The organism is Pseudofrankia inefficax (genome assembly GCF_000166135.1).
GTDB classification, from domain to species: Bacteria; Actinomycetota; Actinomycetes; order Frankiales; family Frankiaceae; genus Pseudofrankia; species Pseudofrankia inefficax.
The window spans coordinates 4,929,448-4,950,618 of the sequence record NC_014666.1; the positions used below are offsets into that span (position 1 = coordinate 4,929,448).

Here is a 21,171-nt window from a genome sequence, read left to right on the forward strand (position 1 = left end):
GCAGCGCGCCCGGCCGGGCCAGGCTCAGGGGCTACCGACGAGTTGGCCAGGGCGTGCGGGTGCCGGAGTTCTGGACGGTCGGGGTAGGGAAAGCCGCAGAATCCTCCGCCATACCTCGGCGGTCTGGCGTGAGAGTGACCCCGTGGTGTAGGGGATGCCGAATCGTTCACACAGGGCGCGCACCTGTGGGGCTATCTGGGCGTACCTGTTGCTGGGGAGGTCGGGGAACAGGTGGTGCTCGATCTGGTGGCTCAGGTTGCCGCTGAGGATGTGAAAGAGCGGGGAGCCCTCGATGTTCGCGGAGCCCCGTAGCTGACGCAGGTACCACTGCCCGCGGGTCTCGCCGTCGAGGTCCTCCGCCGTGAACGTCTCGGTGCCGTCCGGAAAGTGCCCGCAGAAGATGATGGTGTGGGCCCAGAGATTGCGTGCCAGGTTCGCCGTGAGGTTGGCGGCCAGCACGGGCAGGAACACGGGCCCGGCGAGCGCCGGGAACAGCACGTAGTCCTTGAGTACCTGCCGCCTGACCTTGCGGAGTGTCGCACCGAGATCGGCCCGGGTTTCCCGCCAGCTCCTGTCCCCTGACCAGAACCGATCGAGCTCCAGATCGAAGATCGCGATTCCCCATTCGAACGTGATCGCGAGTCCGAGGTTGTACAGCGGCTGGGCGAGGTGTATCGGGCGCCACCGCTGGGCCGGCGTCATCCGCAGGATGCCGAAACCGAGATCCCGGTCCTCGCCCTCGACGTTGGTGAACGTGTGGTGGCGATAGTTGTGGGCCCGCCGCCACTGGTCCGACGGCGACACGGAATCCGACTCCCAGGCGGTGGAGCGGATCGCCGGATCGCCCATCCAGTCCCACTGGCCGTGCAGCACGTTGTGGCCGATCTCCATGTTCTCCAGGATCTTGGCCGTCGCGAGCATCATCGTGCCCGCGAGCCAGGCGGGTGGCAGGGCGGAGGCGAACAACGTCGCCCGGCCGCAGGCCTCCAGGAGACGCTGAACGCCGATCACCCGCCGGATGTAACGGGAGTCGTCCTCCCCGAGGCTGGCCAGCACCCGGGTCCTTATCTGGTCGAGCTCGCGGCCGAGTTCCTCGACGTCCGCCGCGGTCATCCCGAGCGCACCCCGGCCAGCGTGGGACCCGGCGCCGTTGAAGGCGCCCAGCCGGCCGCGGCGCGGGACAGGTCGTTGCGGATCAGTCACCATGTCTACTACACGCTACTACAAACCGGGGGATGGGCCGGCCGCCAGAGGTCACGCGAGAGGTGGGCCGACTCCAGGCGGGGTGTCGCCAGCGGTGGCGGGCCGGCGCGGCAGGTGGCGGCGCGCCGCGGCGGCGAGTCTGGTCAGTGGGTGTCGCCAGCTGGGCCAGACCAGGAACGCCTCGGCTTCGAGCATGGCCAGCGCGATGCGGGGCAGGTCGGTGCTCGCGGGGTAGCAGATGTAGCGGGGCTGCCAGACTGGCTGGAACTTGGCGTTGAACCGGTAGAGGCTGTCGATCTGGAACCAGCGGGACAGGAAGAGGAGCAGCCCCCGCCAGCCGCGGATGAACGGCCCCGCGCCGAGCCGTTCGCCGTGTTCGAGCGCCGACCGCAGGAACGCGAAGTTCAGCGAGACCTTGGTGACACCCAGGTCGGCGGCGTGGCAGAGCGTGTGGACGATGAGGAACTCGTTCAGGCCGTTGTCCGCAGACCGGTCTCGGAGCATGGCGTCCAGCGACAGGCCCGTGTGGCCCCAGGGCACGAAGTGCAGCAGCGCGCGTGGCTGAGGTTCCCCACCGTCCGGGTCGGCGCGCAACGCCGTCACGGCCACGCAGTCGCCGTCGGCGGTGTCGCCGAGCCGCCCGAGGGCCATCGAGAAGCCTCGTTCCGTCTCGGCCCCCCGCCACGCCGCGGCCTTCCGCGTGAGCTGCTCGGCCTCGTCCGGCGGTATGTCGCGCATCCGGCGGGCCAGCGCGGTGTAGCCGGCACGTTCCACCCGGCCTGTCGCCTGGCGGACGTTGCGCATCGACCGGCCCTGCAGGGTGAAGCTGGCGGTGTCGATGACCGCCTCGTCGCCGAGTTCCAGGACGGACAGGCCGGTGCGTTTCCAGACGACGGCACCAGCCTGCGAGCAGCCGATCACCGCCGGCGTCCAGGCATGGTCAGCCGCCTCGCGAAGGAACTCCTTGATCGCCGCCGGCCAGGCCTCCGAGTCCCCCAGTGGGTCGCCGCTGGCCAGCATGACGCCGGAGACCACCCGGAACGCGACACCGGCCTTACCGGTGGGCGACCAGATCACCGACTTGTCGCGGCGCAGCGCGAAGTACCCCAGCGAATCGGCGTCGCCGTGCCGATCGAGCAGATCACGTACCCGCATCTCGTCCTCGTCGGTCAGGCGAGGACGCGGCTGGGGTGGCCGTAGCGCCAGGTAGCCGGTCGTCACGACGGTGAGCCCACCCATGGCCAGGAGCACCCGGGTCGCGAGGTCGCCGAACCAGTCCGAGGTGTAACGCAGCGGTCCCGGGATCCCGACGAGACCCCCGAGGATCTGTTCGAGCTCGGCGGACAGGGGGTGCGGACCGGCGATGTGATTCGACCGGGCGTGCAGGAGCAGCAACCCGATACCGACGGAGATGACGGTGAGCGTCACGCCGACGCCGAGCGCGCGCCAACGCGTCGTCGGGTCGCCCTTGGCCTGGAACTCCCGTCGGGTCACCAGCAGAACTCCGAACAGCGCGGCCGATCCGGCAGCCTCCTCGTAGTCCAGTCCGTCCACGAGGTGCAGCACGACGCTCGCGCCCAGCAGGATCGCGACCGCCCGCCAGGCCCGCTGTTTGCGGCGACGCAGACCGCGCGCGAGCAGCACCAGCAGCATCCCGACCAGGACGGTGAACGCCGCCGCCTGCCGCGACACCGACCCGGGCAGCACCTCCCGGAGATCCGCCAGCTGGGAGCGCCACTCCGGGGTGACCGCGAAGACGATGTCGATCACGCCGATGGTCAACGTCAACAACGCGACGACCCGCGGAACCCAGGGCAGGCGCCAGGCGGGCAGCCGAGGCAGCACCCCGCCGCCGGCAGGCCCAGGCCCCGCCACGCCGCCCTTCGGGCCTCGCGGCAGGCGTCCGCCGGTCGTCGGCTCCGCCGCTCGCCGCGGCGGACCGCCCGCCGCGGCGCGGGCAGGCCTGTCGGACGGGCGCCGGTCCCGCCGCGCCTGGCCGGGACGAGTCACCTGCTGGGGCCCGCCCGCGGCCTCGTTGTCGTTGGACGCATCCATCGTGCAGTCTCCGGTGGGCTCGTGGCTTGCGCCCTAGGTCGTCACGACCATAGACCCGGCCACGAAGGGCGCGGCCCGAGCCGCCTCCTGGGGAGCAGCCATGTCCGGGGGCTGAGGTGTCCGGCCGGCGGGCGGGGAGCGGCGACGCCGGAGAGGTCTGATCCCGACTCGCAGCCTGACGCCGGGTGCCCCGCCGGCCGGTGCCAGGCCGACATCCCCGGCCCTTTCGGCGGCGCACTCCATCCCCGCGATATACACATTGTTAACGAGACGACACTGTCCGAAATAGTCCCGTGACGGCTGGTTTACATCCACTTGCCCCGGGGAATCGCGGTGCCGTCACCGGTCGTCCGGCCGGTGGACGCACACCTCGAGGCGACGTGGCCTGGATGGAGGTGGCGGGCTGGTCATCGCCCGGCCGTCACCGTCTCGTGCCCACGTGTCGTCCTTGGCAGCGCGACATGGGGTGGTGAGGCACGGCCCATGAGAGTCCGACAGTTCGGCCCGCCCGGGGGATTTCGCGGACGCCGTCGACATCTCGGTCCACGCTCGGGGGCAGCCGGATCCGGCAGGGGCGGCAGGCCGCCGAGAAGAAACAGCCTGTCCACGGCGAGCCTTCTGGGAGCGCTGGTATTCGCCGCGGGAGCGGCCCTGGCCGGTTGCGGCTCCGGCCACGGAGGCGGTGGCCACGGCCCGGCCGCGCTGACCTGGTACGTCTACAACGAGTCGTCCGGGTCGTTCGCGAAGGCCGCGGCGGACTGCTCGGCCGCGTCGCACGGTCAGTACACGATCGGCATCAACGTCCTGCCGAACGATTCCGACGGTCAGCGCCAGCAACTGGTGCGCCGGCTCGCCGCCGGGGACTCCTCGATGGACATCCTCGCGTTGGACGTGACCTGGACCGCCGAGTTCGCCGAGGCCCGCTGGATCGAGCCCGTCCCGGCGACGGACGCGAAGCGGATGACCGCCGGAATGCTGCCGGTCTCGGTGCAGACCGGCACCTGGGACAACCAGCTCTATGCCGTGCCGCTGAACACCAATGCCCAGCTCCTCTGGTACCGCAAGGACCTGGTCCCGCGGCCGCCGAAGACCTGGGACGAGATGCTGGCCGACGCCCGCCAACTCGCCACGGAGAACAAGCCGCATTACGTCGAGGTGCAGGGCGCCCAGTACGAGGGCTACACCGTTCTGTTCAACTCGCTGGTGGCCTCGGCCGGCGGCCAGATCCTCACCAAGGACGGGACCGAGGTGGTGCTCGGGCCGCCGGCGGACAAGGCCGTCGAAGCGATCCGGGCGCTGGCGCACTCGCCGGCCGCCGACCCGTCCTGGTCCAACCAGCGGGAGGACGACAACCGGCTGGCGTTCGAGACCGGCTCGGCCGCCTTCCAGCTCAACTACCCGTTCATCTATCCGTCGGCCAAGCAGAACAACCCGCGGCTGGCCGAGCAGATCGGCTGGACCCAGTGGCCGACGCTGGTCCCCGGGCAGCATTCGCACAGCACGATCGGCGGCTACAACCTCGCGATCAGCGCGTACAGCCGGCACAAGACCGCGGCCGCCGCGGCGATCACCTGCCTGACCAACCGGGACAACCAGATCCGTGACGCCATCGACGGTGGGCTCCCGCCGACCATCGGGGCGCTCTACACCGACCAGAAGTTCATCGCCGCGGGCTACCCGTTCGCCCCGGCCATCTACGAGGCGCTGCAGAACGCCAGCGTGCGGCCGCGGACACCGGCCTACCAGAGCGTGTCGCTGCAGATCGCCCACACCTTGTCGCCGCCGTCCTCGGCGAGCCTCGGGCGGCTCGCGGCGCTGCGCGGGGCGATCTCCGACGCGATCGAGTCGAAGGGGCTGGTGCCGTGAGCGCGAGCGGAGCGGAACACGACGCGCGGCCCCCGTCCGACCCGAAGCCGGAGCCATCCAGCGGGCCAGCGACACCAGACAGGCCGGCGACGCCAAGGGCGCCAGAGACGTCAAGCAGGCCAGAGACGCCAGCCGGGCGCCGGAAGGCGCCGCTCTCGGCGGGGGCCCGGGCCGAGCGCCGGCTCGGTTGGGCCCTGTGCGCGCCGGCGTTCCTCGTCATCCTGGCGGTGACCGGCTACCCGGTCGGGTACGCGGTCTACCTGTCGCTGCACCGCTATGACCTGCGGTTCCCCCAGGATTCCAGGTTCATCGGGCTGGCCAACTACGGGACGGTGCTGGGGTCGTCGCTGTGGTGGCAGGCACTCGCGGTCACCGCGATCATCACGGTGATCGCAGTGGCGATCCAGTTCGTGCTGGGGATGGCGCTCGCGCTGGTGATGCACCGGGCGCTGATCGGCCGCGGGCTGGTGCGGACGGTGATCCTCATCCCGTACGGGATCGTGACCGTGGTAGCCGCGTTCGGCTGGCGGTACGCCTGGACACCGGACACCGGCTACCTGTCCGGCCTGTTCGGCGACTCGGCCCCGCTGACCTCGCAGGTCTGGGGCATCGGCGTCATCATCCTGGCCGAGGTGTGGAAGACGACGCCGTTCATGGCGCTGCTCCTGCTGGCCGGGCTGGCGCTGGTCCCGGAGGAGCTGCTGCGGGCGGCGAAGGTCGACGGGGCGACGGCCTGGCAGCGCCTCACCCGGGTGATGCTGCCGCTGATGAAGCCGGCGATCCTGGTCGCGGTGCTGTTCCGGGTGCTGGACTCGTTCCGCATCTTCGACAGCATCTACGTGCTGACCGCCGGCGCGTACGACACCCGTTCCGTGTCGATTCTGGGCTACGACAACCTGTTCACCGCGCTGAATCTCGGCGTCGGTTCGTCGTTGTCGGTCCTGATCTTCCTCGTCGTGGCTCTCGTCGCGTTCGTCTTCATCAAGGGCTTCGGCGCGGCCGCGCCCGGGACGGAGGGCCGCCGCTGATGGCCACCATCGCCACCGCCCCCGGGGCAGGTTCCGCCGCCGTCCGTTACCGGCGGCCGTCGCGGAACGGCACCGCGCTGCTCGGCTGGTCCGTCGCGAACCTCGTCATCATCGCGATCTCGCTGGTGCCGATGCTCTGGCTGGTCTCGCTGTCGTTCAAGGCTCCGTCCACGATCACGGACGGCCATTTCATACCGCGCACCTGGACCCTCGAGAACTATCGAGGGATCTTCACCGAGTCGCTGTTCACGAGGGCGCTGCTGAACAGCCTCGGGATCGCGCTCATCTCGACCGTGCTCGCGGTGGCACTCGGCTCGATGGCCGCCTACGCGATCGCCCGGCTCGAGTTTCCCGGTAAACGGCTGCTCGTCGGGCTGGCCCTGCTGATCGCCATGTTCCCCCAGGTCTCGCTCGTCAGCCCGCTGTTCAACGTCTGGCGGCAGATCGGCATCTTCGACACGTGGGTCGGGCTCATCATCCCGTACCTGACGTTCTCGCTGCCGCTCGCCATCTACACGTTGTCGGCGTTCTTCCGGGAGATCCCCTGGGACCTGGAGAAGGCCGCGCAGGTCGACGGCGCCACCCCGCTTCAGGCGTTTCTGCGGGTCATCGCCCCGCTGGCCGCGCCCGGCATGGTGACCACCGCCATCCTGGTGTTCATCTTCTGCTGGAACGACTTCCTCTTCTCGATCTCCCTGACGTCGACGGAGCGCTCCAGGACCGTCCCGGCGGCCATCGCGTTCTTCACCGGGGCGTCGCAGTTCGCCCAGCCGATCGGCTCGATCGCGGCGGCGGCCGTCGTCATCACGATCCCGATCATCATCTTCGTGCTGTTGTTCCAACGTCGGATAGTCGCCGGGCTGACCTCCGGCGCGGTGAAGGGATAGGGCCGGCGCCATGGCGGACATCGTTCTCGACCACGTCACCAAGCGGTATCCGGACGGCCAGCTCGCCGTGGACGACGCGAGCCTCTCCATCGCGGACGGCGAGTTCGTCATCTTCGTCGGACCGTCGGGCTGCGGGAAGTCCACCACCCTGAACATGATCGCCGGCCTGGAGGACATCACCTCCGGCGAGCTGCGGATCGGCGGGAAGGTCGTCAACGACCTGGCGCCGAAGGACCGCGACATCGCGATGGTGTTCCAGAGCTACGCGCTGTACCCGCACATGTCGGTGCGGAAGAACATGGGCTTCGCGCTGGCACTGGCGAAACGTCCGAAGGACGAGATCAACCGGAGGGTCGAGGAGGCCGCCCAGGTGCTCGACCTCACCGAGCACCTCGACCGCAAGCCGGCCCAGCTGTCCGGTGGTCAGCGGCAGCGCGTCGCGATGGGCCGGGCGATCGTCCGTTCCCCGAAGGCGTTCCTGATGGACGAGCCGCTGTCCAACCTGGACGCCAAGCTGCGGGTCCAGATGCGCATCGAGGTGTCCCGGCTCCAGAACCGGCTCGGCACCACGACGGTCTACGTCACCCACGACCAGACCGAGGCGATGACGCTCGGCGACCGGGTGGCGGTGATGCGGTCCGGGCGGATCCAGCAGGCCGGGACGCCGGCCGAGTTGTACGGCCGGCCGGCGACCGTCTTCGTGGCCGGTTTCATCGGCTCGCCGGCGATGAACTTCGTGCCGGCCACCGTCGAGTCGGGCGAGCTGCGCACCCCGTTCGGGACGATCGCCCCGGACGACCGGCAGCGGCGGCTGCTGGAGAGCTGGGCCGGGGGCGGCGCCGGCGGCCGGTCGCTGATCGTCGGCCTGCGGCCCGAGCACTTCGAGGACGCCGCGCTGGAGTCGGTGCGGGACCGGCCTGGACTGCGGACCACGGTCACGGTGGACGTGCTGGAGCGGCTCGGCTCGGACATCTACGCCTACTTCACGCTGGCGGGTGGCCGCGCCCAGGTCGCCGACCTCGACGAGCTGGCCCATGACGCCGGCACCGTCGACCTGTCCAGCAGGGCCGAACAGGTCGTCGCCCGGCTCGACGCGGACAGCCGGATCCGGGAGGGCGAGAACGTGGAGCTGTGGCTGGACACGGCCCGGCTGCACCTGTTCGACCCGGAGACCGGCCGCAACCTGGACGCCCCGGCCACCGGCTGACCCGACCGGGTCCGTGCCTCACGGGTGCAGGTGGCTGCCTTTGAGGATCTTGTCGACGGCGTTCTTGGGCCCGTGCAGCGCGAGGCCGACGAGGTCCAGGGCCTCGCCGGCGACGGTGGCCACGGTCGCGCGGTTGGCGGCGTCATGGCCGGTGCCGAACATGTCCCGGGTGTAGATGGCCAACGGGAGGTCACGCAGGAGCGCGCGGCTTCGGGCGGCCCGGAGGGTGGCGGCGCTGCCTTCGAACACGAGGATCGGCACGCCGAGCAGGCTCAGGTACTTGCGGCCGTCCGCGTCCTGGTAGGCGTCGCCGACGAGTTCGGGATGGGCGGCGGTGAGGCCGCTGACGAGGAACGCGGTGACGTTGAGTCGCTGCCAGGACGCGAGGTCGTCGCGCACGAGAACAGCGATCTTGGTCGAGAACGGCGGGGTCAGTGGATCGTCTGGCACCCTGCCATGGTCGGGCCCGGGTCGGTCGCCTGGCTTGTACGTGGTTGATCCCGCTCGGGCCGCGATCCCGGTCAGGCCGCGGTCGGGCGGCCGCGCTGGTAGGCACCGGGGGTCGTGGCGAGCAGGCGCCTGAAGTGGCGGGTGAGGTGCGCCTGGTCGTAGAAGCCGGTCGCGGTCGCCACCGTCGCGGCGGCCTCGCCGGCGAGCAGCCGGTGGCGGGCGAGATCGAGTCGCCTGCCGATCAGGTAGCGATGCGGCGGGATGCCGTAGCAGCGGGTGAACGAGCGCACCAGATGGGCGGTGCTGACGCCGATCCGGTCGGCGGCGGCCCCGATGCCGGGCGCGGCGACCGGATCGGCGTCGAGAAGCTCCCGGGCCCGCCGCGCGACCAGGGCGACCGGCGGCAGCGGCTTCCCGGGTGGCCGGCCGGTGAGGTGCCAGGCGAGCCGGTCGGTCACCAGCGCGAGGCGGGACTCCGCCTCGACGTCGTCACCACGGGTCAGCGCCTGGTCCAACCGTGACACCTGGCGACGCAGCCCAGGGTCGTCGATCAGCGGTCCGTCCACCGCCACGCCGATCAGACGGGGGTCGAGCACCTGCTCGTCGAGGTAGATCACGCGCTTGCGGAATCCATGAGCGGTGATCGGACGCCCGTCGTGCGGCACGTGCGGGGGCAGCAGGGTGACGCCGGTCCGCGGCGCGGCATGACCGTTGCGCTCCAGCTCGTAGCCGATCAGCCCGTCGTCGACGATCAGCAGCGTCCAGGTGTCGTGCGTATGGGCCGGGTACGCGTGGTCGCGCCACTCGGCGTGCAGAACCTCGGCCACCCCGGCCACCCCGGGCCGCCACGCGTGCACTCGCCCTGGGTCCGCCACGGCTCCAGTCTGCCGCGCCGGTCCCACGCCGTGGCTCGCCAGACCACGCCTCGATCTCCCCTGGCTAGGCCTTGGGCGCGAGGAGACGGGCCAACCGGCCGAAGCTGGGGCCCGTGGTCGCCGTCGCGAGGTCGCCGGCGGCGAGGGCGGCCGCTGCCTGCTGGAGGGCGCCCATGGTGTGCGCGTACAGGGAGACGCCCAGGCTGATTCGCCGCACACCGGCTTGCTGGAGCTCGGCCACCGACAGGGTCCTGTCGACCGGAGAGACGACGACGTTGACGGGTTTGGGCGCGACGGCCTGGACGATGGCGGTGACGGCGGCCAGATCGGGCGGGAAGGGCGCGTAGAGGACGTCCGCGCCGGCTTCCGCGAACGCGGTCAGCCGACGCAGCGTGTCGTCCAAGTCGGGCCGGCTCTGGAGGAAGTTGTCGGTCCGGCCGGTGACCACGATCCGGCCCCGGGCGGCGGCGACGGCGTGGCGCACCCGGTCGACGGCCTCGTCGAAGGGGCGAAGGGGCCGCCGCGGGTCGCCGGACGTGTCCTCGATGCCGATGCCGGCGAGCCCGGCGTCGACGGCGGCCTCGACGGTCGCGGCGACGTCCTGGGCCGTCTCGCCGTAGCCGTCCTCGAAGTCGCCGTTGATCGGCAGACCGGTGAGCCGGGCGAGCAGGGCGGCGTGGTCGAGGTGCTCCTGGCGGCTGACGGCGTGCCGCCCATCGAGGCGGCCGAGGGTGGCGGCCAGCGCGGCCGACGACGTCCCGATGGCCTCGAATCCCGCGTCGGCCAGCATCAGGGCGGACAGCCCGTCCCAGGCGTTGGGCATGACGAGCCCGCCGGTGCGGGTGTGCAGGGCCAGGAAGTGCTCGTAGATCTCGGAACCGGGCATGGTCACGTCCTTACTCGTCGGGACGGGAGAAGTGGTGGCATCTACGCGGCGACGCGCCGGATCAGGTGGTCACGGTGAACGACTCGACGTAGGCGAGCGCCATGTCCAGGGCGACGGCCATCGGTGTGGAGTCGTGGGCGTTCTGGGCCAGCAGGTAGCCGCCTTGCACGGCGGCGAAGACACCCGTGGCGAGCTTCCCGGGATCGGCGGTCTCGGACAGGACGCCCAGGTCGCGCAGCCGCGTGAGAGCGCCGGCGATCAGCGCTTCCCAGGCCGCGAAGGTGCTGAAGAGCGCCGCGCGCGACAGTTCGTCGGTGTCGGAGAGCTCGATGGACATACACCCGAGCGCGCAGCCGTGGGAACCGTTCTGCAGGGAGTTGGCCTGCACCAGGGCGTCGCGCCAGCGGCGCAGGCCGGCCAGGCTGCGCACGCCGCGCAGGCGCTGCTCCTCGCGGTCGAGCACGAACGCGGACTGAACCTCGATCACCGCGTGGATCAGCGCCCGCTTGTCGGGAAAGTACTTGTACAGCTGCGACTTGCTGGTGCTGCTGGCAAGCCGGACGTCGTCCAGCGTCGTCGCGTTGACCCCTCGCAGGTAGAACAGCTCCGCCGCCGACTGCACGATCCGGGCACGCGTCCGCAGGCCACGGGTGGTGAGCCGCGGCGAGGAGCCCGGGGCCTCGACGGCGATCGTCGGGCTGGCCTCGTTCGCCGCGGCTGTCATGTTGGTCCTCCGGTCTGGTGCGGTGGCATGGGCGATGCTCAGCCGTCGAGCCGGGCCTGGTCGCGGCTGGTGAAGTTGACGCTGATCCGGGGACCGGCGGGCCGGGCCTGCTTGGGCACCATGTGCAGCCAGTCCTGCTGCGCTCGGCCGCCCATGACGATCAGGTCGCCGGAACCGGGGGTAAACCGGGCGCTCGCGCCCCCCGCCCGCGGGCGGATCAGGAACCGGCGCGGCGCACCCAGGCTGAGGACCGGCACGACGCAGGTCTCCCGCTTGCAGGACGGCCAGTCCGCGTGCCAGCTGGTGCTGTCCCGGTGGTCGCGGTACTGGTTGATCCACAGCCCGTCGTAGGTGACGCCGTACCGCCGCGCGAGCGCGGCCGCGATCTCACGCAGCGCCGCCGGCGCGGCGGAGACCTCGGGGTACTGCGCGGTCAGCCGCGGCTCGGTGACCCGCCGGTTGATCATCCAGCGTTCGCGCTGTTCCCAGGCGGCCTCCCGGCGCAGCAGGCCGAACAGCTCCTCGCCGCCGGTCAGCCAGCCGGGCACGAACTCCACCCAGGACGACCCGTCGAGCGCCACCCGCCGCGCCGTCGGGAACCGATCGTCCCAGCCGAACGGCGCGGCGTCGAAGGCGTCCAGCTGCGTCGCGCCCAGGTCGGTCAGCACGCTCATCCCGATCAGCCCCTCCCCCTCGACCATCAACTTAGTGGACCATCTAGTCCGCATTGAGTCAAGGGAGCCGACCGAGTAGCGAGCATGATGCGCGTCAAAACTCGCACAATAGACGACAACCTGGCGGCGCGACCCCAGCGACTCCAGTCGGAGAGTGGACTAGAAGGTCCACAACTGGACGGCGGTCCTGGCATCCGGGCGCGTCCTCGCGTCCGCGGCCATCTCTGCCGCGGCGATCTGCTCCGGTGCCGGGCGCCAGCGTCGTCGGAGCCGAGGGATGAGATGATCCGAACGTGGCCAGCGGGGGCCGACTCAACGAGGCGCCGGGGTGCGGCCGATTTCCGGAGATCCGCGGACCCGTTCGATCGGCGCCGCGACCCGCGGGACACATTGGCTGGAGCGCGTCGTCGGCGCAGCAGCGGGGTTCCGAATCCTCACGACGGGGAACGGGAGCCACGGCTGCTCCGAGGGCATTATGTCTTCTTCGGGGAATCTCCCCATGATCCACATCCTGGCACCAAGAAGGGACACGCACTTCACTTGGACGCGGCGCGGAGCTCCGGTGGAATGGCGCTGCGAGGTTCGTTGCCCGACGATCCCGAGCTGACATTCGCACACCATGAAGCCATCGTGGCTCTCGAGGAGATGATGCAGGGAAGCCATCTCAGTCCAGCTGGACTTTCACCAACCGGACAGCCACTCACCCTGCGCTACCGCCGCTCACCGCGACCGACCGAGGGGCTGAATCCGGCTCTCATCAGCCCAGAATACGCAGACCTGTACCTGCGCGAGGGAGTGCTCAGCCTGAACGTGATCGCGGTTAGCCACGTCGCCGTCGCGCTTGCGCCCTCGGTCGAGACCGGTCCACGCCTCTGGTTTCGGGAAGCCCAACACGAAGACTGGTATGGCGAATTGGTCGCGGGCGCTACCGCCCTTCGCGACCAGGTGCGCGCGTGGGTCGTGCGCGCGAATCCCGATCCCGAACTCGGGAGACTGCTCGACTCGTTCGTTCACCGACTGGACAAGGACCTCGTCATTCAGCTGGCGGCGACGATGGAAACGACTGTCCGCCCGGAGGAGCGCCCAGCAGTATGGTCCTATTTTGACCGGCAGAGATCTCTTGAGGAGAAACGGCTTCTCCTGAGCCTGTCGAGTTCGCAGCTCGTAGACCTCGCGAACGGACCGGCGGAATCCTAGGCCAGACAGACAGCCGGCGGGACGCTTCTGTGCGGCTCCATCGTGTACAAGTCCCCTCGATCGCCCTCGGTCGAGCTGACAGGCAGAACCGGCGGACAACTCCCGAGGCTTACCTGGTGAGGCTGGGAGTCGTCCGCCGGAAGCTGCGTCGCTCAGTTGTGTGAGACCCCGGCGGGCCCGACCCACCACGTCTGGCCCGACCGGGTCGGATGGATCGTCTGCGACGACGCGGGCCCCCAGTAGCTCTGAGTCCCCTTGTAACACAGGCCCTCGGCGACGACCGTCTGGTTCTGGCCGATAACGACCTTGGCATAGACGAGGTCGTCGCCCGCGTCACCGCCGGACCAGGTATCTCCCACCATCACCTGGAGATACTGAACGGATCCCCCTCCCGGGCAGTTGCCCAGCCACGTCGGCAGTGAGATGTAGTCCCAACCGGACGAGGCCGCACTGGCAGGAGCGGCCGTCACGGCGCCCGCCGCAGCGAGAACGCCGAACAGGGCCGACACGAAAGCGGCCTTCACGCGCATAGATTTCAAGCCGGGTTCCTTTCTCAGGTGCCGAAACGGAGTGAACACACAGGCCGGTCCGAGCCCGGCCGCACATGTCCGGCAGGTAATCGGCACGCATGCCGCTCGGAACGCCGTTCAGTTCTTCTCGTCGTGCCGGCCATGGGCGGAACCTGTATCCGCCCCTCGCAGCCAGTGTTACCAGTCTTGACCGTCGATTCGTGGCGGCGACGGTCTATGGAGCGTGGCGACGGACATCGGCGGCTTGTGGGTGCTCCTCGCCAGAGTCGTGGCAGAACGAGGCGACGGCTGTCCTCGGCCGAGCGCCGGGGTGGCCGCGTGCCGGGGTTCTACTCGCCCGCCCGGCGGGCCGGTCGAGGGCGCACAGGACGCGGCCGGTCAGCGCGGCCGCACTCCGCGACCCAACCGCGTGAGGCGCCAGATCGGCCAGGACACATCGCCTGACCCTCCCGTGGACGATGGTCACTCTGTGCAACCATTCGGTCGGCTCTCTGCCTGGCGCGCCAGGGGCGACGGGAACAGTCCGTCGGCACAGGGGCTGGATCTGTCCGTCCCGGCGGGAGCGCTCGCCGACGAGCGCGAGGAGCGCGCCACGATGTCAACCCGCAGTCCTTCGGATCGTCCTGGCCACGGGACCTCGCCCGGCGGTCGGTCGCTCGCGGCGAGAAGACGGGGAGCCGCCGTGCTGCTCGCCGCGGCGGCCTGCGCCGGCGCGCTGGGTGCCGGGTCTCCCAGCGCTGCCGCGGCGGCCCCGCCCGCCCCGCCCGCCGCACCGGGGCCGTCGATCTCGCTGACGATGAGCCCCCTCGCGGTGTCGTTCGCCTCCGCCGGGATCCGGGTGTTCTTCCATTACACGATCACCAACACGGGCGGTCAGACCCTGACCGAGGTCACCGTGCGCAACTCCGTGTCGAGCCAGGGCGTCAACTGCGTCCAGCGCACCCTCGGCCCCGGCCAGGCGACCGACTGCTTCGACGCGCACACCACCACCGCGGCGGACGTGGCGGCCGGCGGGGTGACGAACACGGCGACCGCGACCGGACTGCCGCCCACGGGCACGGTGGTGACCTCGGCGCCGGTGTCCGCGACCGTCCCGGCCCGCGCCGCGCCGGCACTGGCGCTGATCAAGAACAACTACCTGGTGGGGACCTACGAGGCGGGCAGGGCCATCCCCTACCTCTACGGGGTCGAGAACACCGGCAACGTGACGCTCACCGGCATCGCGGTGCACGACCCACAGCCGGGGCTCACCGGGCTGCGCTGCCAGGGGACGACGGTCGCGCCCGGCGAGCTGATCCCCTGCTTCGCCGCCTACACGCCCACCGCCGCGGACGTCGCCGCCGGTCACATCACGGACACCGCCACCGCGTCGGCAGTCGCGCCGGACACGGCGACGATCACGTCCAACACGGCGACGTGGACGATCTACGGACCGCAGCCGTGGCTCAGCATCACGAAGACCGTCAGCCCGGCCACCTACACCGCCGGCACCAGGCTGCGCTTCACCTACACCTACGCGAACGCCGGCAACACCCCTCTGGCCAAGGTCACGGTGACCGACACCCTGCCCGGGCTCGCACCGAACGACTGCCCGGTCCTCGACATCTACATCTCCGACTCGTGGACCTGCTCCGCGACCTACATCGCCACCGCGGCGGACGTCAGGGCCGGCTCGATCACCAACAGCGCCACCGTCTCCGGCACCACGCTCACGGGGCCGCCCACGCCGGTGACCGCCGGGCCCGCGACGGCGACCGCGTTCGCCGGCGGATCCGTGACGCCGCCCAACCAGGGCCGGCCCATCTTCCTGCCCCTGCCCTACCCGTTCCCGCTAGGACGCTGACCTGGCGGGAGGAGCAGACGACCGCGGGGCCGCGCCGTCAGCAGGCGCGACCCCGAGGTCGGGGTGACGCGTCCGGCCTCGATCGCGGTCTTCACCCCTAGGTGGACCTATCGCCGACCACCACACCGGCTCTGCCGAATGGGCCAGCAGGGTCAGGAGATAGTGTTCGGCCGGTTGGGCTGGTGGTCAGTCCTGCCAGGCCGGTTGGTGGGGGCATCGGGTTCGTGACGGTTCAGCGGGCCCAACGGGTCGGCCCAGCACGGGATCGTGTGCTGGCGGTCGCGTTGGAGCTGTTCGCGCGGCACGGCGTGAGCGGTACCTCGATCCAGATGATCGCCGACGAGCTGGGCGTGACCAAGGCGGCGGTGTACTTCCAGTTCAACGCCAAGGAGGGCCTGCTCCGGGCGCTCGTCGCTCCGGCGATCGAGGAGCTGCGCCTGCTGGTCGAGGCGGCGGAGGCCCAGCCGCGCCGGTCCGGCCAGGTGGCGACGGCGCTGTCGGGCATCGTGGAGCTGGTCATCAAGAACAGCCGGCTGAACGCCGTCGTCCTGGCTGACCCCGCGGTGAGCCGTCTTGCCCACGAGGATCCGATCCTGCGTGACCTGACGGGCAGGCTTGACCGGCTGCTGGCGGGACCGGACCCGGATGCCAGGGCGACGGTCGCCGCGGTCATGGTGGGCGGCGGCCTGATGGCGGCGACGACCGATCCGCGGCTGGCCGAGCTCGACAAGGACGAGCTTCGCGAATATCTGCTGGAGCTTGCGCGCCGCCTGCTGGGACTACGGGCTCCACGCACCCGAGCCTGACCCGCGCGGAGCACAGCGGCCCGGCCGGCGTCCGGCGGTTGACGCCTGGCAGGGCCGGACGCAGCCCTTCCTGATCGATTGCCTCGTCGGCTTCGTTTGACATCGCCGTCGTACCTAGACGATCGTCAAGGTCCGGCCGTGACGATCGTCAAGGCGCCACCGGACCGGCCGAGGTTCGCGATCGGAGGCAGCCATGGACGACACCGCGGCCAGCGGCACTCGCACGATTCGTAGCTTCTGCCGGATCTGCACCTCGGTGTGCGGAATTCTCGTCGAGACGGACGGGGACGAGGTGGTCAAGGTCCGGGGCGACCGCGACCATCCACTGTCGCGGGGCTACACCTGCCCGAAGGGCCGCTCTCTGCCGCAGATGCACCACCACCCGAACCGGATCGAGCGCCCGTTGCTGAAGGTCGACGGCGAGTTACGCCCGACCAGCTGGGACGCCTGCCTGGACGACCTGGGGACCCGGTTACGGGACATCATCGACCGCCACGGCCCGCAGGCGGTCGGGGTCTTCTTCGGCAGCGGCATCGGCATGGACGCCGCCGGCTACCGGATGGCCCAGCGGCTGCACGCCGCGATCGGCACCCCGGCGAAGTTCAGCCCGTTGACGATCGACGGCACGGCCAAGGCACTGATCTCGGACCTCGTGGGCGGATCCCCCGCCCTCAGCGGCCGGCCCGACTACGACAACGCCACCTTCGTCCTGTTCGTCGGCAGCAACCCGGTCGTGTCCCACGGGCACACCGTCGCGATGCCGAACCCCACCGGCACCCTGCGGGCGTTGCGCGAACGGGCCGAGGTGTGGGTCATCGACCCTCGCCACACCGAGACCGCCCGCCTGGCCAGCCGGCATCTGGCCGCTCGGCCGGGCGCGGACTACGCGATCCTCGCCTACCTGGTCCGCGAGATCCTGCGTGACGGCGCGGACCGCGAGGTGATCGCCCGCAGCACCCAGGACAGCACCGTACTGGCCGCCGCCGTCGAGCCGTTCACCCTGGAACGCGCCGCCCAGACCGCCGACGTCTCCCCCGACGATCTGCGGGATCTTCTCGACGCCGTGCGCCGGGCCGGCCGCATCGCGGTCGAGACCGGCACGGGCGTCACGATGGCCTCAAGCGCCAACGTCACCCAGTGGCTCGCCTGGGCCCTCATGGCCATCACCGGTTCCATGAACCAACCCGGCGGCGCCTGGTTCCATCCCGGGTTCGGCCACCAGCTGGAAAAGGCCGTGCTCCCCATCTCGCCGGCCGAAGGATCGTTCGGGCCCGGACCGCGCAGCCGCCCGGAGACCCAGTCCTTCCTCGGCGAGTGGCCCTGCGCGGTGCTCGCCGACGAGATCAACGCGGGGAACATCCGCGCGGTGCTCAACCTCGGCGGTCACCTCGTCACGGCCTTCCCCGACACCGAACGGCTCGTCCCGGCGCTGCGCGACCTGGAGCTGTTCGCCACGATCGAGATCATCGACAACGAGACGACCGCGCTGTCCACCCATGTCCTGCCGACGAAGGACCAGCTGGAGCGCGCGGACATCACCCTCTGGGACGCGCTGCTGCCGCGCGTCGCGGCGCAGCACACCCCGGCGGCCGTCGAACCGGTCGGGGACCGCCGATCGGTCTGGTGGGTGCTCGCGGAGATCGGCCGTCGGCTGGGCCACCAGCTGGCCGACACCACGTCGGCCGAGGTCACCGACGAGACCATGCTCGCCCGCATCACGGCCCGGGCCCGCCGCCCGTTCGCGGACATCGCCGTCGAGCACTGGATCGAGGTTCCCCACGAGGTGCCCGCGCCGTGGGTCGACGCGCACGTCGAGCGGATGGGTGGCTGGCGGCTCGCGCCCCGGCTGCTGGTCGACCAGCTGGCGGCCCTCGAGCCGGTCGAGTCGCTCGTCTTCACGCCACGGCGGCAGAAGCGCCGGCTGAACTCGCAGCTCGACCATCTCGGCGCCGTCCCGGAGATCCTGCTGCACCCGGACGACGCGGCGGGCGCCGGGGTGGCCGACAGCCAGCCGGTCACCGTCCGCTCCGCCAGCGGCGCCATCACCGGGACCGCCCGGCTCGACGCCACCCTGCGGCGCGGCGTCGTGTCGGTGCCGCACGGCCACCAGTCGGCGAACGTCAACCGCCTGACCTGCAAGGACGACCTCGACCTCGTGACCGGCATGGTCCGCTACGGCGGCATACCCGTCACCATCCACCCGGCCTGACCGGACGGCCCGCTCAGAGCTGGCTGTAGACGGACTTGGTCTCCAGGTACATCTCGATGCCGTCTCTGGCGTACTCGCGGCCCCAGCCGGACTGCTTGTAGCCGCCGAAGGGCATCTGGTGGTCGTAGACGAGCTGGCAGTTCAGGGTGATGGTGCCCGCCTCGATGCGCCGGGCGACGCGGTGGGCGCGGCGGACGTTCTGGGTGTAGACGGCGCCGGCGAGGCCGTAGGTGGTGTCGTTGGCCAGGGCGACGGCCTCGTCCTCGTCCTCGAACGGCAGGACGGTGACGACCGGGCCGAAGATCTCCTCGCGGTAGAGCCGCGCGTCGGTGGAGACGTTGGTCAGCACGGTCGGGTGGACGAAGTAGCCCTTGCGGTCCAGCCGGTTGCCACCGGTGACGACCTGGACGCCTTCCTGCTTGCCCTCATCCACGTAGCCCATCACCCGGGTGAGCTGCTTCTTGCTGATGAGCGGGCCGAGCTGGGCGCCGTCGTCGGTGGGGCCGCCGAGGCGCAGCTTGTCCGCGACGGCGGCGATGCCCTCGACGACCTGGTCGAAGACGCCGCGCTGGACGAAGATCCGCGAGCCGCAGACGCAGCCCTGGCCGGAGCCCGAGAAGATTCCCATCGCGGCCGAGACGGTGGCCGACCTCATCGCCGCGTCGTCGAAGATCAGAACGGGTGACTTGCCGCCGAGCTCCAGGCTGACCTTCTTCAGGTTGCCCGAGGCCGCCTGCACGATCAGCTTCCCGACCTCGGTGGAGCCGGTGAACGCGACCTTGTCGACGTCGGGGTGCGCGGCCAGGGCGGCGCCCGCGGTGTGGCCGTAGCCGAACACCAGGTTGACCACGCCCTCGGGGACGCCGGCGTCACGCAGGATCTGGTCGAGCACGAAGGCCGTCAGCGGCGTCTCCTCCGCCGGCTTGATCACGCAGCTGCACCCGGCCGCCAGCGCGGGCGCGAGCTTGATGCACGCGTTGAACAGCGGCCCGTTCCACGGGAAGATCATCCCGACGACGCCGATGGGCTCCTTGAGGGTGTAGCCGTGCAGGTCAGCCTGCCGCCCGGTGATTCCGGCGGTCATCTGGATGTCGAACGAGGTGCCTTCGACCTTGGTGCACCAGCCGGCGTAGTAGCGGAACAGCTCGGCGGCGCTGGGCAGGATGCCCTCGCCCGACCGGAACGGCATCCCGTTGTTCAGCGAGTCCAGCTGAACAAGCTCCGAGCCGCGCGCCTCGATCAGGTCCGCGACCTTCCAGAGAATCCGCGCCCGCTCCCGGCCGGGCAGGTTCCGCCACACACCCGACCGGAACGACGCCCGCGCGCGAGCCACGGCCTCGTCGACCGCGGCCGCCCCGCCGTCGCGGAACTCGGTGATCTGCTCCTCGGTCGCCGGGTTGATGACCGGAATCAGCTCACCGGCCCCGGGAACCTCACTGACCTTGTCGAGCACCGATTGCAGGGACATCCGTCACCATTCCTTCAGGCTTTACGCGTCGGTCAGCCCCGCGCGAGGTATTCGCCCGCCTGCCTACATGCTGCCGGTCAGGCGAATCGGGGCGTCATTGTTGATCGGTCAGGTCGAGAGAATCGCGACGCCGGCGGTGCCGGGGGCGCCGTAGAGCTGGGCGTAGCCGACGTGGGGGCTGCCGGGGACCTGGCGGTCGCCGGCGGTGCCGCGCAGCTGCTGGGTCAGCTCGTAGACCTGGCGCAGGCCCGAGGCGCCGATCGGCTCGCCGTTGGCGATGAGGCCGCCGTCGGTGTTGACCGGGAGGCTGCCGCCGATCTCGGTCGCGCCCTCGGCGACGAGCCGTTCCTGCTCGCCGTCCTCGCACAGCCCGTTCTCGGCCAGGTGAATGACCTCGGCCCCGGCATCGGTGTCCTGCAGCTGCGCGACATCGACGTCGCGCGGGCCGATCCCGGCCAGCTCGTAGGCGGCGTTCGACGCCGTGACCGTCGGCGCGTCGGCCCGGTCCAGCGGCAGCCACGGGCTGTGCACCTCGAACGCGCCGAACTGGCGGGTCCGCACCACCGAGGCGCGCAGGTGAACCGGGCTGTTCGCGGTGTACCTGCGCACGGCGGAGGCCCTGCACAGGATCACTGCCGCGGCTCCTTCGTCGGGCGAGCAGAACATGTACTGCGTCAGGGGATCGTTGACCATCCGCGAGGTGAGGATCTTCTCCTCGCTCATCGGTGTCCGCCGGAACGCCTTGGGCGTGATCGATCCGTTGCGGTAGTTCTTCGCCGCGACCTTCGCCAACGTCCGCGGCGAGATTCCGTGGTCGTGCATATACCGTTGGATCTTCATCGCGAAGAACTTGGGCGTCAGGAACAGTCCGGTTTCCCCGTACCAGGCGGGGAGGCCCATTCCTTCCGAGTAGGAGGCGAACGCCCCGGTGGGATGTTTGTCCATCCCGATCGCGATGCCCAGCTCGTATTCACCCAGCCGGATCGTGTTCGCCGCCTGGGTCAGCGCGCTCGCCGCGGTCGCGCACCCGTTGTACACGCCCGTGATCGGGATCCCGGTGAGCCCGAGGAAGTTGATGACCGAGTCGGGGTTGTCGACCTCGAAACTGCCCGCGAACCCGAACTGGATCTGCTTCCACTCCAGGCCGGCGTCCGCGAGCGCGGCCCGCACCGCCTGGGCGCCGAGCTGGATGGCGGTCTGGCCCGGGAACCGGCCGAACGAGGTCCGACCAACACCGATGATCGCCACATCGTCCATGCCAAG

General features: G+C 70.6%; 18 protein-coding genes. 8 read left to right on the top strand and 10 right to left on the bottom strand.

Going from position 1 to position 21,171, the window contains the following annotated elements:
- Positions 1–24 precede the first annotated feature (24 nt).
- Together FRAEUI1C_RS20070 and FRAEUI1C_RS20075 are read right to left on the bottom strand one after the other, a co-directional pair.
- Positions 25–1,206 (bottom strand): fatty acid desaturase family protein, encoded by a 1,182-nt coding sequence (locus FRAEUI1C_RS20070; RefSeq protein WP_013425164.1) that lies wholly within the window; start codon positions 1,204–1,206, stop codon positions 25–27.
- A 48-nt stretch (positions 1,207–1,254) separates the two neighbouring features.
- On the bottom strand, positions 1,255–3,258 hold the full coding sequence (locus tag FRAEUI1C_RS20075) for a phosphatidylglycerol lysyltransferase domain-containing protein (RefSeq protein ID WP_013425165.1): 2,004 nt from the start codon (positions 3,256–3,258) through the stop codon (positions 1,255–1,257).
- A gap of 483 nt (positions 3,259–3,741) precedes the next feature.
- On the opposite strand from FRAEUI1C_RS20075, the gene FRAEUI1C_RS20080 reads away from it, so the two are divergent.
- The 4 genes from FRAEUI1C_RS20080 (at position 3,742) to FRAEUI1C_RS20095 (ending at position 8,246) form a co-directional block, all read left to right on the top strand.
- Positions 3,742–5,124, top strand: a complete 1,383-nt coding sequence (locus tag FRAEUI1C_RS20080) for an ABC transporter substrate-binding protein (protein ID WP_013425166.1) — start codon at positions 3,742–3,744, stop codon at positions 5,122–5,124.
- A 194-nt stretch (positions 5,125–5,318) separates the two neighbouring features.
- The gene (locus FRAEUI1C_RS20085; protein ID WP_232425533.1) at positions 5,319–6,152 is read left to right on the top strand and encodes a carbohydrate ABC transporter permease; all 834 of its coding nucleotides are present in this window, start codon (positions 5,319–5,321) and stop codon (positions 6,150–6,152) included.
- Complete coding sequence (locus FRAEUI1C_RS20090) at positions 6,152–7,039, top strand: carbohydrate ABC transporter permease (protein ID WP_013425168.1); 888 nt, start codon at positions 6,152–6,154, stop codon at positions 7,037–7,039. Before FRAEUI1C_RS20085 ends, FRAEUI1C_RS20090 begins: the two co-directional genes overlap by 1 nt.
- Positions 7,040–7,049: 10 nt before the next feature.
- On the top strand, positions 7,050–8,246 hold the full coding sequence (locus FRAEUI1C_RS20095) for an ABC transporter ATP-binding protein (RefSeq protein ID WP_013425169.1): 1,197 nt from the start codon (positions 7,050–7,052) through the stop codon (positions 8,244–8,246).
- Between the two features lie 18 nt (positions 8,247–8,264).
- Here the strand turns inward: FRAEUI1C_RS20095 and FRAEUI1C_RS20100 are convergent, their stop codons facing one another.
- The 5 genes from FRAEUI1C_RS20100 to FRAEUI1C_RS20120 form a co-directional block, all read right to left on the bottom strand.
- Complete coding sequence (locus FRAEUI1C_RS20100) at positions 8,265–8,696, bottom strand: DUF2000 domain-containing protein (RefSeq protein ID WP_013425170.1); 432 nt, start codon at positions 8,694–8,696, stop codon at positions 8,265–8,267.
- 71 nt (positions 8,697–8,767) lie between these two features.
- The gene (locus tag FRAEUI1C_RS20105; RefSeq protein WP_041259545.1) at positions 8,768–9,571 is read right to left on the bottom strand and encodes an AraC family transcriptional regulator; all 804 of its coding nucleotides are present in this window, start codon (positions 9,569–9,571) and stop codon (positions 8,768–8,770) included.
- Between the two features lie 64 nt (positions 9,572–9,635).
- Positions 9,636–10,457, bottom strand: coding sequence for an isocitrate lyase/PEP mutase family protein (locus FRAEUI1C_RS20110; protein ID WP_013425172.1), 822 nt, complete (start codon positions 10,455–10,457; stop codon positions 9,636–9,638).
- Between the two features lie 61 nt (positions 10,458–10,518).
- Complete coding sequence (locus tag FRAEUI1C_RS20115) at positions 10,519–11,181, bottom strand: TetR/AcrR family transcriptional regulator (RefSeq protein ID WP_013425173.1); 663 nt, start codon at positions 11,179–11,181, stop codon at positions 10,519–10,521.
- A gap of 38 nt (positions 11,182–11,219) precedes the next feature.
- Positions 11,220–11,882, bottom strand: coding sequence for an alpha-ketoglutarate-dependent dioxygenase AlkB (locus FRAEUI1C_RS20120; RefSeq protein ID WP_013425174.1), 663 nt, complete (start codon positions 11,880–11,882; stop codon positions 11,220–11,222).
- Between the two features lie 540 nt (positions 11,883–12,422).
- Here FRAEUI1C_RS20120 and FRAEUI1C_RS39665 point away from each other — a divergent pair.
- Positions 12,423–13,052, top strand: a complete 630-nt coding sequence (locus tag FRAEUI1C_RS39665; RefSeq protein ID WP_013425175.1) for a hypothetical protein — start codon at positions 12,423–12,425, stop codon at positions 13,050–13,052.
- Between the two features lie 152 nt (positions 13,053–13,204).
- Here FRAEUI1C_RS39665 and FRAEUI1C_RS20130 read toward each other — a convergent pair whose 3' ends face one another.
- The gene (locus tag FRAEUI1C_RS20130; RefSeq protein ID WP_157734991.1) at positions 13,205–13,576 is read right to left on the bottom strand and encodes a hypothetical protein; all 372 of its coding nucleotides are present in this window, start codon (positions 13,574–13,576) and stop codon (positions 13,205–13,207) included.
- Positions 13,577–14,264: 688 nt separating this feature from the next.
- On the opposite strand from FRAEUI1C_RS20130, the gene FRAEUI1C_RS20135 reads away from it, so the two are divergent.
- The 3 genes from FRAEUI1C_RS20135 (at position 14,265) to FRAEUI1C_RS20145 (ending at position 18,440) form a co-directional block, all read left to right on the top strand.
- Entirely contained in the window at positions 14,265–15,425 is a 1,161-nt protein-coding gene (locus tag FRAEUI1C_RS20135) for a CLIPPER-2 domain-containing protein (protein ID WP_232425061.1), read from the top strand.
- Between the two features lie 224 nt (positions 15,426–15,649).
- A complete protein-coding gene (locus FRAEUI1C_RS20140) occupies positions 15,650–16,231 on the top strand; it encodes a TetR/AcrR family transcriptional regulator (protein ID WP_013425178.1) in 582 nt (193 codons plus the stop codon).
- Positions 16,232–16,424: 193 nt separating this feature from the next.
- The gene (locus FRAEUI1C_RS20145; protein ID WP_013425179.1) at positions 16,425–18,440 is read left to right on the top strand and encodes a molybdopterin-containing oxidoreductase family protein; all 2,016 of its coding nucleotides are present in this window, start codon (positions 16,425–16,427) and stop codon (positions 18,438–18,440) included.
- 13 nt (positions 18,441–18,453) lie between these two features.
- On the opposite strand, the gene FRAEUI1C_RS20150 is transcribed toward FRAEUI1C_RS20145, so the two are convergent.
- Together FRAEUI1C_RS20150 and FRAEUI1C_RS20155 are read right to left on the bottom strand one after the other, a co-directional pair.
- A complete protein-coding gene (locus tag FRAEUI1C_RS20150; RefSeq protein WP_013425180.1) occupies positions 18,454–19,908 on the bottom strand; it encodes an aldehyde dehydrogenase family protein in 1,455 nt (484 codons plus the stop codon).
- Positions 19,909–20,016: 108 nt separating this feature from the next.
- The gene (locus FRAEUI1C_RS20155) at positions 20,017–21,165 is read right to left on the bottom strand and encodes a thiolase family protein (protein WP_013425181.1); all 1,149 of its coding nucleotides are present in this window, start codon (positions 21,163–21,165) and stop codon (positions 20,017–20,019) included.
- Positions 21,166–21,171 lie beyond the last annotated feature (6 nt).

Bases quoted from the DNA above. Each gene is read 5' to 3' on its own strand.
- FRAEUI1C_RS20070 (WP_013425164.1), bottom strand. From the start codon at position 1,206: ATGGTGACTGATCCGCAACGACCTGTCCCGCGCCGCGGCCGGCTGGGC.
- FRAEUI1C_RS20075 (WP_013425165.1), bottom strand. From the start codon at position 3,258: ATGGATGCGTCCAACGACAACGAGGCCGCGGGCGGGCCCCAGCAGGTG.
- FRAEUI1C_RS20080 (WP_013425166.1), top strand. From the start codon at position 3,742: ATGAGAGTCCGACAGTTCGGCCCGCCCGGGGGATTTCGCGGACGCCGT.
- FRAEUI1C_RS20090 (WP_013425168.1), top strand. From the start codon at position 6,152: ATGGCCACCATCGCCACCGCCCCCGGGGCAGGTTCCGCCGCCGTCCGT.
- FRAEUI1C_RS20095 (WP_013425169.1), top strand. From the start codon at position 7,050: ATGGCGGACATCGTTCTCGACCACGTCACCAAGCGGTATCCGGACGGC.
- FRAEUI1C_RS20110 (WP_013425172.1), bottom strand. From the start codon at position 10,457: ATGCCCGGTTCCGAGATCTACGAGCACTTCCTGGCCCTGCACACCCGC.
- FRAEUI1C_RS20115 (WP_013425173.1), bottom strand. From the start codon at position 11,181: ATGACAGCCGCGGCGAACGAGGCCAGCCCGACGATCGCCGTCGAGGCC.
- FRAEUI1C_RS20120 (WP_013425174.1), bottom strand. From the start codon at position 11,882: ATGGTCGAGGGGGAGGGGCTGATCGGGATGAGCGTGCTGACCGACCTG.
- FRAEUI1C_RS39665 (WP_013425175.1), top strand. From the start codon at position 12,423: ATGGCGCTGCGAGGTTCGTTGCCCGACGATCCCGAGCTGACATTCGCA.
- FRAEUI1C_RS20145 (WP_013425179.1), top strand. From the start codon at position 16,425: ATGGACGACACCGCGGCCAGCGGCACTCGCACGATTCGTAGCTTCTGC.
- FRAEUI1C_RS20150 (WP_013425180.1), bottom strand. From the start codon at position 19,908: ATGTCCCTGCAATCGGTGCTCGACAAGGTCAGTGAGGTTCCCGGGGCC.
- FRAEUI1C_RS20155 (WP_013425181.1), bottom strand. From the start codon at position 21,165: ATGGACGATGTGGCGATCATCGGTGTTGGTCGGACCTCGTTCGGCCGG.